The 14,668-nt window shown below is 67.5% G+C and carries 12 protein-coding genes and 1 pseudogene; 8 read left to right on the top strand and 5 right to left on the bottom strand.

Annotated elements, in window-relative coordinates; translation table 11 throughout:
• The first annotated feature begins 113 nt into the window (after positions 1-113).
• The gene (locus DWF00_RS21005) at positions 114-1,010 is read left to right on the top strand and encodes a LysR family transcriptional regulator (protein WP_114829852.1); all 897 of its coding nucleotides are present in this window, start codon (positions 114-116) and stop codon (positions 1,008-1,010) included.
• A gap of 12 nt (positions 1,011-1,022) precedes the next feature.
• On the opposite strand, the gene DWF00_RS21000 is transcribed toward DWF00_RS21005, so the two are convergent.
• Entirely contained in the window at positions 1,023-2,369 is a 1,347-nt protein-coding gene (locus tag DWF00_RS21000; RefSeq protein WP_114829853.1) for an LLM class flavin-dependent oxidoreductase, read from the bottom strand.
• Positions 2,370-2,771: 402 nt separating this feature from the next.
• Here DWF00_RS21000 and DWF00_RS20995 point away from each other — a divergent pair, with 402 nt between their 5' ends.
• The 3 genes from DWF00_RS20995 to DWF00_RS20985 are packed head-to-tail and all read left to right on the top strand — an operon-like array spanning position 2,772 to position 5,584.
• Positions 2,772-3,803, top strand: coding sequence for an ABC transporter substrate-binding protein (locus DWF00_RS20995; protein ID WP_114829854.1), 1,032 nt, complete (start codon positions 2,772-2,774; stop codon positions 3,801-3,803).
• A 15-nt stretch (positions 3,804-3,818) separates the two neighbouring features.
• Entirely contained in the window at positions 3,819-4,715 is an 897-nt protein-coding gene (locus DWF00_RS20990; protein WP_114829855.1) for an ABC transporter ATP-binding protein, read from the top strand.
• Positions 4,712-5,584: an ABC transporter permease gene (locus tag DWF00_RS20985; RefSeq protein ID WP_114829856.1), complete on the top strand. Its 873-nt coding sequence runs from the start codon at positions 4,712-4,714 to the stop codon at positions 5,582-5,584. The genes DWF00_RS20990 and DWF00_RS20985 overlap by 4 nt, the downstream gene beginning before the upstream one ends.
• A 78-nt stretch (positions 5,585-5,662) precedes the next feature.
• Here the strand turns inward: DWF00_RS20985 and DWF00_RS20980 are convergent, their stop codons facing one another.
• Complete coding sequence (locus tag DWF00_RS20980) at positions 5,663-6,385, bottom strand: formylglycine-generating enzyme family protein (RefSeq protein ID WP_245974162.1); 723 nt, start codon at positions 6,383-6,385, stop codon at positions 5,663-5,665.
• A 71-nt stretch (positions 6,386-6,456) separates the two neighbouring features.
• Positions 6,457-7,569: an aldo/keto reductase gene (locus DWF00_RS20975; protein WP_245974160.1), complete on the bottom strand. Its 1,113-nt coding sequence runs from the start codon at positions 7,567-7,569 to the stop codon at positions 6,457-6,459.
• 231 nt (positions 7,570-7,800) lie between these two features.
• Between DWF00_RS20975 and DWF00_RS20970 the strand changes: the two genes are divergently transcribed.
• Positions 7,801-8,667: an AraC family transcriptional regulator gene (locus DWF00_RS20970; RefSeq protein WP_114829858.1), complete on the top strand. Its 867-nt coding sequence runs from the start codon at positions 7,801-7,803 to the stop codon at positions 8,665-8,667.
• Between the two features lie 3 nt (positions 8,668-8,670).
• Here the strand turns inward: DWF00_RS20970 and DWF00_RS20965 are convergent, their stop codons facing one another.
• A complete protein-coding gene (locus tag DWF00_RS20965; RefSeq protein WP_114829859.1) occupies positions 8,671-9,570 on the bottom strand; it encodes a LysR family transcriptional regulator in 900 nt (299 codons plus the stop codon).
• A 94-nt stretch (positions 9,571-9,664) separates the two neighbouring features.
• On the opposite strand from DWF00_RS20965, the gene DWF00_RS20960 reads away from it, so the two are divergent.
• Together DWF00_RS20960 and DWF00_RS20955 are read left to right on the top strand one after the other, a co-directional pair.
• Entirely contained in the window at positions 9,665-10,180 is a 516-nt protein-coding gene (locus DWF00_RS20960; RefSeq protein WP_181832693.1) for a nuclear transport factor 2 family protein, read from the top strand.
• A gap of 34 nt (positions 10,181-10,214) precedes the next feature.
• The gene (locus DWF00_RS20955; RefSeq protein ID WP_114829861.1) at positions 10,215-11,228 is read left to right on the top strand and encodes an alpha/beta hydrolase; all 1,014 of its coding nucleotides are present in this window, start codon (positions 10,215-10,217) and stop codon (positions 11,226-11,228) included.
• Between the two features lie 24 nt (positions 11,229-11,252).
• Here DWF00_RS20955 and DWF00_RS20950 read toward each other — a convergent pair whose 3' ends face one another.
• Positions 11,253-12,467, bottom strand: a complete 1,215-nt coding sequence (locus DWF00_RS20950; protein ID WP_245974158.1) for a helix-turn-helix transcriptional regulator — start codon at positions 12,465-12,467, stop codon at positions 11,253-11,255.
• Positions 12,468-12,699: 232 nt separating this feature from the next.
• Between DWF00_RS20950 and DWF00_RS20945 the strand changes: the two are divergent.
• Positions 12,700-14,668: pseudogene (locus DWF00_RS20945) on the top strand (autotransporter outer membrane beta-barrel domain-containing protein); the annotation flags it as partial.

Genomic DNA, 14,668 nt, shown 5'->3' with positions numbered 1-14,668 from the left:
CTGACTGATGGGGATCAGGTTCAGGCCTGGAAGGAGATCTCGGGCACCTCGTTTCGAAGTGCCATGAGAGATAACCCCGTTCACATCTGCGCAAAATTGGCTAGTATCTCTCAATGGCTGTTAAAAAACGCACAGAACCGGACTGGCAGGATGTTCGCGTCTTCCTCGCCCTCGGCAGGCATGGGAGCCTGTCCGCGGCGGCGCGGACGCTCTCGGTCAATCACGCGACGATCGCACGCCGGATTCAGTCCCTCGAAGCGACGTTGGGGGAAAAGCTCGTCGAACGGCGCCCGGACGGGTACGTCCTGACGTCTGCGGGCACGCGCACCCTCGCGGCGGCCAGCGACATGGAGGCGGCCATTCAGACGCTCGGCCGGGGCGGGACGGACGGTGCCCCGCGAGGCCTCGTGCGCGTGAACGCGTCGCCGGCCTTGTCGCAGGGCTTCCTGATCGCCCGCCTGGCGCAGCTTCCGACGCAGCATCCCGGCCTGGACATCGACCTGGCCACTGATCTGCGTTCGGTGAGCCTTGAACGGCATGAGACGGACATCGCCATCCGCTTCGGGAGACCGCAGGACGGCGACCTCATCGGCAAGCCGCTCGCGACCATGGGATACGGCTTCTACGGCACGGATTCAGTCTGCCGACGCGTGGAAGGCGGGACTGAGCCCGTCTTCGTCGGCTTCGACGAGGTCAACGCCTTCGTGCCTGAAGCGATGTGGCTGGCCCGCCAGTTTCCCCGGGCGCGCGTGTCGTTCCGGGCGAACAACCAGGTCGCCCAGGCGACCGCCGCCAAGGCGGAGGCGGGTCTGGCGCTGCTTCCCCACTACATCGGCCGCACGGAACCCGAGCTGCGCCATTGCCGGCTCGAACTCGCTCCGCCGCCACGGGAGGTCTGGCTGCTGACGCGACGCCACGACCGCAAGGACTTGCCGATCCGGACGGTCGTCGAGCACCTGATCGGGATCTTCGCCCGGGAACGCGCCCTGTTCGAGCCGTCCGACGCGTAACTCCGGACCCGCTCAGGCGCTCCTGCGCCTTGCCACGGCATAGCCGCTCTCGGGCCGCGGCAGGCCGTAATGGTCGCGCAGCGTCGTGCCGGAATACTCCTCGCGGAACAGGCCGCGCTTGCGCAGGATCGGCACGACCTCGGCGACGAAGGCGTCGAAGCCGCCGGTGAGCCAGGGCGGCATGACGTTGAAGCCATCGGCGGCGCCGGTCTCGAACCAGGTCTGGATCTCGTCGGCGATGCGCTCGGGCGTGCCGGCCAGGACCCAATGGCCACGCGCACCGGCGAGCCGCTTGATCAGGCCGCGAAGGGTCGGCTGCTCGCGGTCGACGATGTCGATGACGAGTTGGAAGCGGCTGGCGATGCCCTTGGGGCCGCTGGTATCGATGAGATGGCGCGGGAACGGGGCGTCGAGATCGTAGCCGCTCAGGTCGACGCCGAGCATGCGCTTGAGCTGCTCCAGCGAGGCGGCCGGCTGGATCAGGTCGTTGATCTCCTCCTCCAGCCGGTCGGCCTCGGCTTGCGTCGAGCCGATGAACGGGCTGATGCCCGGCAGGATGCGGACATGCTCGGGATGGCGGCCGAGCGCGACGGCGCGCTTCTTGATGTCGTCGTAGAAGGCCTGCGCGCTGGCGAGCGTCTGGTGCGCGGTGAAGATCGCTTCGGCATGCTGCGCGGCGAAGGAGCGGCCATCCTCCGACGATCCGGCCTGGACATAGACCGGCCGCCCCTGCGGCGGGCGCGCGACGTTGAGCGGACCGCGGACGCGATAGTGCTTGCCGGCATGGTCGATGCGGTGGACCTTGTCGGCATCGGCGAAGACACCGCTTTCGGCGTCGGCGACGAGCGCGTCGTCCTCCCAGCTGTCCCAGAGCTTGGTCACGACTTCGAGGAACTCGCGCGCCTTCTCATAGCGCTCGCCATGTGGCGGATGCTCGGGCAGGCCGAAATTCTGCGCGGCGCCGGCATCGCTGGTGGTGACGATGTTCCAGCCGGCGCGGCCGTTGCTGATATGGTCGAGCGAGGCGAAGAGCCGGGCCAGGTTATAGGGCTCGTTATAGGTGGTGGACGCCGTGCCGATCAGGCCGATGCGGCTGGTCGCCGCCGCGATCGCTGTCAGCCAGGTGATTGGCTCGAAGCGCAGGCGCGCGGAATAGCGGATGTTCTCGGGCAGCGACGGCCCGTCGGCGAAGAAGATCGCATCGAACTTCGCTGCCTCGGCCCGGCGCGCCAGCTCCTGATAATAGCCGATGTCGAGCACGCGCTGCGGCTCGGAGTCCTTGTAGCGCCAGGCCGCCTCGTGATGGCCGCCGGGGTAGATGAACAGGTTCAGCGTCAGCTGGCGCTCAGGCTTGGACATGGAAACCTCGCTTCGCATCGCCGCTCGAGAACATCGCCGCTGAAGAGCACATCCGGGTGCGGCGTCTGCGCCCTCGCTCGGCCGGGGCCGTCCCTCACCGCCCGAAAAGCATGCCGGCGAGGCCATCGACGGGTCAAGAGAAGCGTTTTTTAAAGAGAACGGACCCCAGAGAACAACCAGTCTGTTTTTGCCCGGCATCCGCAAATGTGGCGGGACCATCAACAGTATGGCCGCAAACCACTTAATTCATCTCCGAGGCAAGCTCAGAATAGGTGAATCCTCTCACCTATTCTGTTCTTTAAAAAGAACATTCTCATTGACGCGCCACATCCGGGTCGCCAGATTCTCCGTCATCGCGCGGGCCGTTCGACGCCTGCCATTCGACAGCATCAGGAGCGACCCATGACGAAGCCAGGCAACCTGCTTTCGCGCCGGCAGGCGACGGCCCTGCTCGGAGGCCTGGCGCTCGCCGCGACCGGCACTGGCGCGGCCCACGCCGCCGAGGGCCAGCTCCGCATCGCCAAGCAGTTCGGCGTCGTCTACCTGCTGCTGAACGTCGCCGAGGACCAGAAGCTGATCGAGAAGCACGGCAAGGCGGCCGGGATCGACATCAAGGTCGAGTATATCCAGCTCTCGGGCGGCTCCGCCGTCAACGATGCGCTGCTCTCGAACAATATCGAGATCGCCAGCGCCGGCGTCGGCCCGCTCTTCACGCTGTGGGACCGCACCCACGGCCGGCAGAACGTCAAGGGCGTCGCCTCGCTCGGCAACTTTCCCTACTACCTCGTGACCAACAACCCGAACGTGAAGACGATCGCGGACTTCACCGAGAAGGACCGCATCGCGCTGCCCGCGGTCGGCGTCTCCGTGCAGGCGCGCATCCTGCAATGGGCCTCCGCCAAGCTCTGGGGCGACAAGGAGTTCGCCAGGCTCGACAAGATCAGCGTGACCCTGCCGCATCCCGAGGCCGCGGCCGCGATCATCAAGGGCGGCACCGAGATCACCGGCCATTTCGGCAACCCGCCCTTCCAGGAGCAGGAACTGGCCGACAACCCGAAGGCGCGCATCGTCCTGAACTCCTACGACGTCCAGGGCGGCCCCTCCTCCTCGACCGTGCTCTACGCGACCGAGAAGTTCTACAAGGACAGCCCGAAGACCTATAAGGCCTTCCTCGACGCCCTCGACGAAGCGGCGAAATTCGTCGTCGCCAATCCGGAGCATGCGGCCGACATCTACATCAAGGCCAATGGCGGCAAGGCCGACCGCAGCCTGCTGCTCAAGGTGATCAAGAACCCCGAGGTGAGCTTCAAGGTCGAGCCGCAGAACACGCTCGGCCTCGGCCAATTCATGCACCGGGTCGGCGCGATCAAGACCGAGCCCAAGGCGCTGAGCGACTATTTCTTCGCCGATCCGCGCATCGCAGCCGGCAGCTGAGCCGGCAACCCCGCAATGACCCTCCTTACGGCCGATCGAGCGGCGCAGGCTGTCGTTCCGGTGCAGAGACGGGCGGTAGAACCCGCCGCCGTTCCTGCGACCGCGGTCGGCTCAGCGCCTGCGCCGCTGCTGCGCGTCGCCGGCGTCTCGCTGGAGTACCGGACGCCGGAGCGCGTGGTCCGGGCCACGCACCGGGTCGATTTCGACGTCTACGAGGCCGACCGCTTCGTGCTGCTCGGGCCGTCGGGTTGCGGTAAGTCGACCCTGCTCAAGGCCGTGGCCGGCTTCATCGCGCCGATCGAGGGCGAGATCGTGCTGGGCGGCGTGCCCGTGCGCGAGCCGGGACCGGACCGCATCGTCGTCTTCCAGGAATTCGACCAGTTGCCGCCGTGGAAGACCGTGGCGCAGAACGTCGTCTTCCCGTTGCGCGCCTCGGGCGTGCTCGGCCGGCGCGAGGCCGAGGCACGTGCCAGGCACTATATCGACAAGGTCGGGCTGTCGCAGTTCGCCGACAGCTATCCGCACCAGCTCTCCGGCGGCATGAAGCAGCGCGTCGCGATTGCGCGCGCGCTCGCCATGCAGCCGAAAATCCTGCTGATGGACGAGCCCTTCGCGGCGCTCGACGCGCTGACGCGCCGCAAGATGCAGGAGGAGCTGCTGGCACTGTGGGACGAGGTCCGCTTCACCCTGCTCTTCGTCACCCATTCGATCGAGGAGGCGCTGGTGGTCGGCAACCGCGTGGCGCTGCTCTCGCCTCATCCCGGCCGGGTCCGCGCCGAGGTCAACAGCCATGATTTCGACCTGCACAGCGTCGGCAGTAGCGCCTTTCAGGAAGCGGTCCAGCGCCTGCACGAGCGGCTGTTCGAGAGCGATCCAAACGCTGCCCCCGGCACGCCGGCCGCGCCGCGATGAACCAGCTCGTCTCGCCGCCGATCCGCCCGGAATACGACCGGGTTCTGGCGCCCTTCGTCGAGGCGCCGGTCGAGCGCGCCCTGCCCTTGTCGGTGCGGCTCTGGCAGCAGGGCTGGCTGCGCAAGGGCCTGATCATCGCCGCGCTCGCCCTGCTCTGGGAGGCGCTGGCGCGCTGGCAGGATAACGAGCTGCTGCTGCCGACGTTCCTCGCCACCCTGTCGGCCCTGGTCGACGGGCTGGCCAGCGGCGAATTGCTGGAGCGGGTGCAGATCTCGCTGACCGTGCTGGCACAGGGCTATCTCGCCGGCATCGTGCTGGCCTTCCTGCTGACGACGCTGGCGGTCTCGACCCAGCTCGGCCGCGACCTGCTCTCGACGCTGACGGCGATGTTCAACCCGCTGCCGGCGATCGCGCTGCTGCCGCTGGCGCTGCTCTGGTTCGGGCTCGGCTCGGGCAGCCTGATCTTCGTGCTGATCCACTCGGTGCTCTGGCCCATGGCCCTCAACACCTTCGCGGGCTTCCAGGGCGTGCCCGAGACCCTGCGCATGGCCGGGCGCAACTATGGCCTCAAAGGCCCGGCCTACGTCCTGCAGATCCTGATTCCGGCGGCGCTGCCCGCCATCCTGTCGGGCCTGAAGATCGGCTGGGCCTTCGCCTGGCGCACGCTGATCGCGGCCGAGCTGGTCTTCGGCGCGGCCTCCGGGCGCGGCGGGCTCGGCTGGTACATCTTCCAGAACCGCAACGAGCTCTATACCGACCGCGTCTTCGCCGGGCTTGTCATGGTGATCGTGATCGGGCTCATCGTCGAGAACGTGGTCTTCGCGACGCTCGAGCGGCTGACGATCCGGCGCTGGGGCATGGCGCGCTGATGCCGTTTGCGCCCGGGATGGCGCAAGCCTGCCTCCCGAGGCGCTCGACATGTCGCAAAGCGCCGCAGCCGAATGCGGCTAGCCCGCATCATAGGCACAGCGGAAGCCGACATAGACGGCGTAGAAATCCGCCGCCTTCCATTGCGCACCGTCTGCCTGCGTCTGCGGCAAACCGTACCACCAGGAGCCGCCGGCCGTCAGCGCCTCGCTGCCACGTCGATCCGCGAGCCATTCCCAGACGTTGCCGCCCATGTCGTAGAGGCCATTGACGCCGCGCCTGGTCGCGCCGGCGGGAGCGTGACGCTTCCACTGGTCGCTGCCGGATGTGTTCATGCCGGCGGAGTCGTCGCCGACGGCGTAGGGATAGGTTCGCCGGCGCACGAAGCCATTCTCGGGAACCTCGCGCTGCTCGGTATAGGCGGCCTGCCGCCATTCGGCGAAGCTCGGCAACCGTCCGCCAACGGAGGCGCAATGGTCGCGCGCCTCGCTCCAGCTGACATGGACGGCCGGATCATCCGGCGCACCGGGCTGGCCCGACGGCGTCCGAAAGGTCCAGCCGGGCCGGCGCGTCCAGCCTGCGGCGTATTCGAAGCCGCCGCCCTCACGCTCTGCCGCGGTGCGCAGGTTGCGGGCGGCGGCGAAGCGCTCGAAGGCCGCGATCGTCACCTCGGTGCGGTCGATGGCGAAGGCGCCGAGCCTGACGCGATCCTCCGTCTGCGCCGAGGCCGGCCCCGCAGCACTGATACTGGCCAAGATCGCGACCAGCAGGATTGCGGGATATCGATCGCAGGTCCGCATCATCCATCTCCTCAGGCTTCGGGGCGACATTGTTTAGCGCGGAGAGGGTGACGCTCCCCTCTCAGCACCGGCTCTCACGACAAGCGCTGGCGCAACTGACCCTGCGAGCGGCGGATGAGGCCCTGGTACATCTGGGCCTTGCCCGGATACCAGGGCGTGGCAGCGATGCGGTCGAAGCCGGGGATCGTCTCCATGTGGCGGACCATGCGCTGTCGCATCGCCTGATCCGGCAGCGGCCCGCGCAGCGCTCCGACATTCTCGGCCGCGTGGGCCGGATCGGCGGTCGCGGCCAGCACGCAGGTCACGGCCGGGTGCGACATCGCGAATTTCAGGAAGAACTGCGCCCAGTTCGCGGCGCCGAACTCTCTGGCGAAATCGGGCAGCGGCCGGCCCTGCACGACCTGGAACAGCCGCGCCTTCTCGAAGGGCATGTTGGTGAAGACCGCGACGCCCCGGTCGCGCGCCGCCGGCAGGATGCGGCTCTCGGCGGCGCGGTTGAAGATCGAGTAGTTGACCTGGACGATGTCGAGATTGCCGGCCTCGACCAGGGCCGCCAGCGGCTCATGATACTGGTTCTCGTAATGCGAGATCGCGGTGTAGCGGATCAGCCCCTCCTTCTTCCAGGCGCGCAGATAGGGCAGCACGACATCGACATTGACCAGGCTGTGCACGTGCATGGCGTCGATCCGCTCGCGCCAGAGCGCCCGCTGCGAGAGTTCGAGGCTGCGCCGGGCCTGGCTCTCGTCGGCGAGGTACTCGCCGGTGGCCCAGACCTTGTTGGCGATGAAGAGGCGCTCAGTGATGCCGAGCTCGGTCGCGAGCTGGCCGACGCTGTATTGCGCGCTGCCATAGAGCGGCGAGGTGTCGACGACGCGGGCGCCGGCATCGGCATAGGTCTTCATCACCTCGCGCAGGTTGTCGCGCTTGGCGCCGGGCAGGAGGTCGAAGACGAGGAAGGTACCGAGGCCGAGCGCCGGCACCGCCTCGTTGCTGGAGGGGATGGCGCGGGTGGTGACGGGGCTCGCAGCTGCGGCCGTGCCGGCGCCCGGCACGGCCGGAACCTGGGCGTTCGCGGCCGGGATGCCGAGCGGGCTGGCCATCGCCGCTGTGGCGCCGAGCACCGAGGCCGCGCCGAGGAAGCTGCGCCGGTTCGTGGTGAGGCTGGGTGTCTTCGGCTTGTCCATCATGCGTCTCCGGGTTCGCAGCGCCGCGTCGGTGCGGCCTGGTGCTGGAGATGGACGAGTGCGGGCGGGTTTTCGCGCGGAATCCTGACGGCATCAGCCTGATCCTGATGCGGAAGAGCGCGGTACGGAGGTCTCGCCCGGCGCTCGCCGAAACGTGAATTCTCGACGCCAATCTCAGGTTGAAGCGCAGCCGAAAACCCGTTTCAGGTCGAAGCTCGCATAACGAGAGGCAGAATGCGCCGGACGGTTTCCGACGACAGCACGATCGAGCGGTTGAGCACGCGCCCTGATGGCTGGCGCCGCACCGCCTGGACCGGCGGCTCCTTCGAGACCGCGCAGCGCCCTTTGACGACGCTGGTCGAGGGCTGCATCCGCTCCGACCGCCACCTGATCATGGTCACCTTGCGCGGCGGAGCCGAGCGGCACGAGATCTGGGCCGATGACGGCCATCGCTATGACGGGCCGGACCGGCCGGGCTCGGTCTCCTTCCTGCCGGCGGGCTGCGAGCGGCGCCTGCGCCTGCGCAACGTCGCCTGGCGCTGGGCCGCGATCGGATTGCAGCCCTGCGAGACCTCAGTGCTCGGCAAGGTCGGCCCGTTCAGCGGCGCGGTGGACGACGTCCTTTCCGGGCTGCTCGCCGAACTGGAACGGCTCGACGCGATCGATGGCGGGCTCGACGCCGCCTATTGCGAGACGATGAGCCTGGCGATGACGCAGTACATCGCGCAGCGCTATGGCCGCGAGGGCATGCAGGCGGGCGCGCCGATCACGCTGCCCGCCTGGCGGCTGCGGCGCGTGACCGACTACATCGACGGCGCGCTTGGCGGCGAGATCCGCATCGCCGAGCTGGCAGGGCGCGCCGGCCTCTCCGAGGGCCATTTCCACCGCGCCTTCCGCACCACGACCGGGCAGACGCCCCTCGCCTATATCCAGCGCCGGCGCGTCGATGCCGCCATGCAGATGCTGGCGCGGGAGAAGGCCTCGATCGTCGATGTCGCGCTGCGGGTCGGCTTCGTCAGCCCGACCCATTTCGCCCGCGTCTTCAGGAGCGTGACCGGCAAGAACCCGTCGGATTATCGCCGGGATTTCGGGCTCGGCTGAGCCTCACCTGCCGGCGTGGCTCCGCGCGAACTCGACGAAGACCTTGAGCTTGGGCGGCGTCAGGCGCCGGCTCGGATAATAGATGTGAAAGGGCTCGTAGCTCGGGCAGTAGGCTGCCATGACCTTGATGAGCCTGCCCTCGTGCAGGTGCGCGGCGGCCAATCGTTCGGGGGCGAAGGCGAGGCCGGCTCCTTGCACGGCGGCCTCCACCATCAGCGGCATCGTATTGACCGACAGCCGGGGCGTCGGGGTGAAGCTGACATCGCGGCCGTTCTCGCTGAATTCCCATGAGGCCACGGCGCGGGTCGAGGCAAAGCGGTAGGCGATGCAGCGATGGCGGGCGAGGTCGGCGGGGCGCTCGGGCGTGCCGTGCTCGGCGAGATAGGCCGGGCTCGCCAGCAGCGCGAAGCGCAGCGGCCCGCCCAGCCTCAGCGCCACCATGTCCTTTTCCAGAAGCTCGCCAATGCGAAAGCCGGCATCGAAGCCGTGCGCCGCCAGATCGACGAAGCCGTCATCGAAGACGAGGTCGAGCGCGACATCCGGATAGGCCGCGAGGAACGGCCCCATCAGCGGCTCGATCAGGAGCGGCCCGGCGATCCAGGGCAGGCTCAGGCGCAGCGTTCCGACTGGGTGATCCCTGGCCTCATCGAGCGCGGCGCCGGCCGCCTGGATCTCCTCCGCCGCCGGGCGCACCCGCTCGAGATAGGCGGCACCGGCCTCGGTCAGGCCGACGCTGCGGGTGGTGCGGTTGAGCAGCCTGACGCCGAGCCGCGCCTCCAGCCCACGCACCGCCTCGCTGAGCGAAGGCGGCGCTACTCCGAGTTCGGCCGCGGCACGCGTGAAGCTGCGCGTCTCCGCGACTTTCAGGAAGGCGACGAGGCCGCTGAGTTGGTCGAGGCGCATTGTGAGGTTTTCCCGAATAGCTCAATCGGACATAGCCGATTTTTCCATGCAGCGGGAGATGCGATGCCTTGCTCGTCCAACCCGGAGACGAGCCATGCCCCACACCCCATTCCCACCGACGCGCCGCGCGCTCCTTGGCCAGACGGCGGGCCTTGCCGCGCTGGTCGCCTCGGCCCTGGCGCCGGTCCAGGCCCGGGCCGCCAGCCCGAGAGACGTCGACAGCGTGCGCCGCTTCTTCGCGCTGATGCAGCGCAAGGAGATCGAGGCCTGGGGCGAGCTCTGGGCCGAGAACGGCCGCATCATCGTGCCCTACCCACCCGCCGGCTTCGGCACCAGCATCGACGGCAAGGCCGAGATCCTGCGGGCCTTCCGCACGCTATTCGCCAATTTCGAGAGCTTCGCGGCCGAGTTGACCGGGCTCTATCCGGCGGCGGATTCAGACGCGGTCTGCGTCGAGTACCGGGTCAGCGCCCGGCTGCTCAACGGCACCGAGTACAGCAACAGCAATATCGCGGTCTTCCGGTTCGAGGCCGGGCTGATCAGCACCTATCACGACTATTTCGACCCGCGCCGCTTCCAGGTCGTCGTCGACGCCCTGCCGAAGCCCTGAGCCCGATCACATCCAGCCAGCACGGAGACGAGCGATGCCCAATCTGTTTCGGCCGACCCGCCGCGCCTTCCTCGGACAAGCCACTGTCGCGGCGTTCGGCCTCAGCCTTCCCGGAGTTTCCATGGCCACCACGCTTTCCGCCGGCAATGGGCCGGCGCCGCAAAAAATCCGCTTCGACGCCGGCGACAGCTTCGTCGTCGGGCATCTGTATCTGCCTGACGGCTACAGCGCAGAGCGGCGCCATCCCGCCGTGGTGATCGGCGGCTCGCTCACGGCGGTGAAGGAGCAGATGGGCGGCATCTACGCGATCGAAATGGCCAGGCGCGGCTTCCTCGCGCTCGCGATCGACTATCGCCATTACGGCGAAAGCGGCGGCGAGCCGCGGCAATACGAGAACCCGGAGAGCAAGGCCGAGGATCTGGTCGCAGCGGTGAGCTATCTCGCCGCGCGTCCAGATGTGCGCCCGAGCGGCATCGGCCTGCTCGGCATCTGCACCTCCGGCGGCACCGTGCTCTACGCGGCAGCGCGCGACCGCAGGATCGCGGCGATCGCCTCGGTCGCCAGCCATCTGGCAGAGCCTTCGATCACGCCGCTGCTCTATGGCGGGCCCGACGGCGTCGCACGCCGCCGTGCGGTCGGGCGCGCCGCCCGCGAGGAGTTCCAGCGCTCCGGCAGGAACGCGCTGATCCCAAGCTATCACGACAGCGACCAGAGCGCCTCGCATGTCGGGCCGATGCCCTACTACATGGACAAGGCGCGCGGCGGCGGCGTGGCGCAATGGACCAACGCGCTTTCGGTGATGTCCTGGGAACCCTGGCTCGACTTCGACCCGGTCAGCCAGGCCGCCAAGATCACGGCGCCGGCCCTGATCGTCCATTCCGATGGCTGCGCCCTGCCCGACCAGGCGCGCAAGGTGCACGGCCTGCTGCAGGGGCCGAAGACGCTGCATTGGACCAGCGGCGACCATTTCGCCTTCTATGACGGGCCGGACAAGGTGCGCGAGGCCGCGGACGTCACCGCCGCGCATTTCCGCAGGCATTTCGCCTGAGCGGTCGATGCCGCCCAATGCCCGTCATGCGTCGGCAATGGCCCGAACCGCATCGTTCGAGGACAAGCGGGAGGGTTCGAGCGTTGGACGGATGTCCGAGATCAGCTTGATGAGGTCGGCCTGGCGCTTCGTGCCGGTCTTGGCGAAGATGCGGCCGAGATGGGTCTTCAGCGTATTCTCGCTGATCCCGAGCGAAGCAGCGCTCTTCGCCGGCACCGATCCCGTCCCGACCTGCAGAAGCACGCGCGCCTCCGCTGGCGTGAGGTCGAACAGCGTCGTGAGCACGGCCTCCGGCAGCGGCGAGGCGGAGGTCGTCGTCGACACGAAGACCGCGGCGCAGGCCGGCCGGAAGGCGGCGCGCGCGGTGCCTTCGCTCAGCGGCAGGACATAGGCGACGGCGGGCGGCTGGCCGGGCGCCGAGATCGGCAGGCCTATACCGCGCGAGCCGAGCGAGGCATCTGCCGTCGCAGCGCGGGCGATCGCGTCGAGCAGCGCGCGGGCCGGCACGGGGTTTTGCGCCTGGAGCAGGCCATTCTTGGACAGAATGGGGCCCTGCGTCGAGAACATGGTTTCGGCGACGGGGTTCGCATAGAAAATCGCGCCATTGGCGCCGGTGAGGACGATTGCGGTGGCAAGGCTGTCGAGCGTCTCGCGATAGAAATGAGCCGCGACGCGCGCATGGTCGAGCAGGTCGCCGATCAGCGAGGCACGGCGCAAATGCGGCGAAAGCAGCGCCAGGAAGCGCTGTTCCTCGGCTGAAATCACGTCCCGGTCGGTGCGAATGGAGGTGCCGAGCAAGCCGATTCGGTCGGGCGTATGCACGAACTTCGTCATGCAACCCTCGCGCAGGCCCTGCGGCCCGGCCCAATTCCGGTAGAATACCGTCTGCCGGAGCTCGGCCTCGCTCATGTGGGAGAGCGTGGTCAAAGGCGTATCGATATCGCCGATGACCGCTGCCTTCAGGCCGGGAATATCGTCGAAACCGTATTCTTCCTGGAGAATACGCATCTGCGCGGCGTCCCAGGGCGATTGCGCAGCGAAACGGCCATGACTGTCGGTGGGATTAGCCAAGGCTATGGTGGTATAGGCGGCATCGACAGCCTCCGTGATACGGACCAATACATCTTCCCAACCCGCAGGATTCAAGACGCAGTCGTAAATATCGCCAATAATAGAAGACAGTACTTCTGCATCTAAATTCTTCATAGTCGCCTCTGTCGCCTGCCTTCCTCCGCTCATGCCCGATCGCGAGCCGTAAAACAACACGCAGAAACTGACGGACTGCCCGCGACGACCGGGCCTTCCGAGCCCGACCGGCCAATTCCTGCGGCGTCATACTTCCGGGTGACGACAGGGAAGGGACGGCTCGATTAGGACGGGCGGACGGGCCGCTAAGTCACAGCGTTCACCCCTATTTTTCAGCCCGCATCGTTTGACGCGGGATTTGCCGCTAGATCGCTTCGGGTGGGCTATGACGTTGGTCGTCAACAGCAATAAATCGACGAATTTCCGCCGCGCCATCAGGTACTCAGCCAGTTCAAGCTATCGGGCGTTGGCGCTAGCGCTCGGCACGGCCGCGCTTGCCGGCCTCGCCCTGCCGCTGCCCGCGACGGCCAAGGATTGGACCGGCGCAGCCTCGACCCACTGGTTCGATCCGACGAACTGGAACGCTGCCGGCGTCCCGACGGGGGCCGACGACGTCAACATCAATGACTTCACGCTGCACCCGGCTTGGATCAACGGCGCTAATGCCCAGGCCGCAGGGATCATTGTCGGCGATACCGTCAATGGCGGCCTTGTCATTTTGAACGGCGGAACGCTCGACAGCAGTGCCGGCATCATCGGCAATCAGATGGGGTCTAACTTCGCCGGGGGAGTGAACGTTTCCGGGACAGGTTCGATCTGGACCAGCAGCTCGAGCATCACGATCGGCAATCTCGGCTCGGTCGGCGGCACCGGCTTCGGCACGCTGGGCATCGACAGCGCCGGTGTGGTCAACGATGTCGAGGGCGTCATCGGCGCGGGCGCGGGGTCGATCGGGTTCGTCAACGTGACCGGCGCGGACTCGGCCTGGAACAACAGCTCCAAGCTGACCGTGGGGCTTGGTGGCTCTGGGACGTTCAATATCCTGGCCGGCGGCACGGTCACCAGCGTGGGTGGCGAGGTCGCCGTTGGCGTCGGCTCCGTCGCAACCGTCAAGATCGATGGCGCCGGATCCAGCTGGAGCAATAGCGACATCCTCGCCGTCGCGCGATCCGGAACGGCCACATTCGACGTCCTGAACGGCGGCAAGCTGACGAGCAATATCGCTTATCTCGCTTTCAACGCGGACTCGAATACCGTGATGACGGTCGATGGAGCGGGTTCAAACTGGATCAACGCGGGCTACCTTTATGCTGGCTTCAACGGCACGGCGTCACTGACGATCTCTAACGGCGGCAAGGTTGAGAATGCATTCGCGGTGATCGGCGCGGGCAACGGCGAAGGCACCGTCAATGTCACCGACGCGAACTCTACCTGGACGAACAACGGCGATCTGACCGTTGGCGGGACGAGTAAGGGGACGCTGAATATTTCCAACAGCGGCACGGTCGCCAGCAGCTCTGGCCTCCTGGCCAACGACCCGGGCTCTCAGGGCGCGGCCGTCGTCGATGGCATCGGTTCGCTCTGGGCCGTCGGCGGGGAGTTCTCCGTCGGGTTCAGCGGCACCGGCGACCTGACGATCAGGAACGGCGGCAAGGTCACCAGCGCCAGCGGCGGTCTGGCAACGAATATCGGCGCGACCGGCACCGTGACGGTCGATGGCGCGGGCTCGGCCTGGACCAACACCACCGACATGATCGTCGGCGTGCGCGGGACCGGAACCCTGACCCTCAAGAACGGCGGCACGGCCGGCAACGTCAACGGCACCTTGGGCTACGATCCCGGCGCGACGGGCACGGCGCTCATCGACGGTGCCGGCTCGGCCTGGACGAATACGGGCAAGCTGACCGTCGGCCGCGATGGCAACGGCACCATCACCGTCGCAAACGGCGGCGCCCTGACGGATGCCAACGCCACCATCGGCCAGAATTCCGGCTCGACCGGCACGGTGACCGTGGATGGGGCGGGCTCGGCCTGGACCAACGGCAACAGCCTCGTCGTCGGCGAAAGCGGCTCCGGTACGCTGCGGATACTCAACGGCGGCAAGGTGACCAGCAACGATGCCACCCTGGGCTTCTTCGGCGGATCGAGCGGAACGGCAACTATCGATGGGGCCGGCTCGAACTGGACGGCCAATGGCGCGATCTCCGTCGGCGGAAGCGGCGCCGGCACGCTGCGGATACTCAACGGCGGCAAGGTGACCAGCAACGATGCCACCCTGGGCTTCTTCGGCGGATCGAGCGGAACGGCAACTATCGATGGGGCCGGCTCGAACTGGACGGCCAATGGCGCGATCT

The organism is Allobosea caraganae, from assembly GCF_003351345.1.
Lineage (GTDB): Bacteria > Pseudomonadota > Alphaproteobacteria > Rhizobiales > Beijerinckiaceae > Allobosea > Allobosea caraganae.
The sequence above is the reverse complement of the archived record's forward strand: the minus strand, read 5'-3'. Positions and strand labels throughout refer to the sequence as shown.

What these genes read in the sequence shown, in the direction of transcription:
- DWF00_RS21005 (WP_114829852.1), top strand. Translation starts at nt 114, where the DNA reads ATGGCTGTTAAAAAACGCACAGAACCGGACTGGCAGGATGTTCGCGTC.
- DWF00_RS21000 (WP_114829853.1), bottom strand. Translation starts at nt 2,369, where the DNA reads ATGTCCAAGCCTGAGCGCCAGCTGACGCTGAACCTGTTCATCTACCCC.
- DWF00_RS20995 (WP_114829854.1), top strand. Translation starts at nt 2,772, where the DNA reads ATGACGAAGCCAGGCAACCTGCTTTCGCGCCGGCAGGCGACGGCCCTG.
- DWF00_RS20990 (WP_114829855.1), top strand. Translation starts at nt 3,819, where the DNA reads ATGACCCTCCTTACGGCCGATCGAGCGGCGCAGGCTGTCGTTCCGGTG.
- DWF00_RS20985 (WP_114829856.1), top strand. Translation starts at nt 4,712, where the DNA reads ATGAACCAGCTCGTCTCGCCGCCGATCCGCCCGGAATACGACCGGGTT.
- DWF00_RS20980 (WP_245974162.1), bottom strand. Translation starts at nt 6,385, where the DNA reads ATGATGCGGACCTGCGATCGATATCCCGCAATCCTGCTGGTCGCGATC.
- DWF00_RS20975 (WP_245974160.1), bottom strand. Translation starts at nt 7,569, where the DNA reads ATGATGGACAAGCCGAAGACACCCAGCCTCACCACGAACCGGCGCAGC.
- DWF00_RS20970 (WP_114829858.1), top strand. Translation starts at nt 7,801, where the DNA reads ATGCGCCGGACGGTTTCCGACGACAGCACGATCGAGCGGTTGAGCACG.
- DWF00_RS20965 (WP_114829859.1), bottom strand. Translation starts at nt 9,570, where the DNA reads ATGCGCCTCGACCAACTCAGCGGCCTCGTCGCCTTCCTGAAAGTCGCG.
- DWF00_RS20960 (WP_181832693.1), top strand. Translation starts at nt 9,665, where the DNA reads ATGCCCCACACCCCATTCCCACCGACGCGCCGCGCGCTCCTTGGCCAG.
- DWF00_RS20955 (WP_114829861.1), top strand. Translation starts at nt 10,215, where the DNA reads ATGCCCAATCTGTTTCGGCCGACCCGCCGCGCCTTCCTCGGACAAGCC.
- DWF00_RS20950 (WP_245974158.1), bottom strand. Translation starts at nt 12,467, where the DNA reads ATGAGCGGAGGAAGGCAGGCGACAGAGGCGACTATGAAGAATTTAGAT.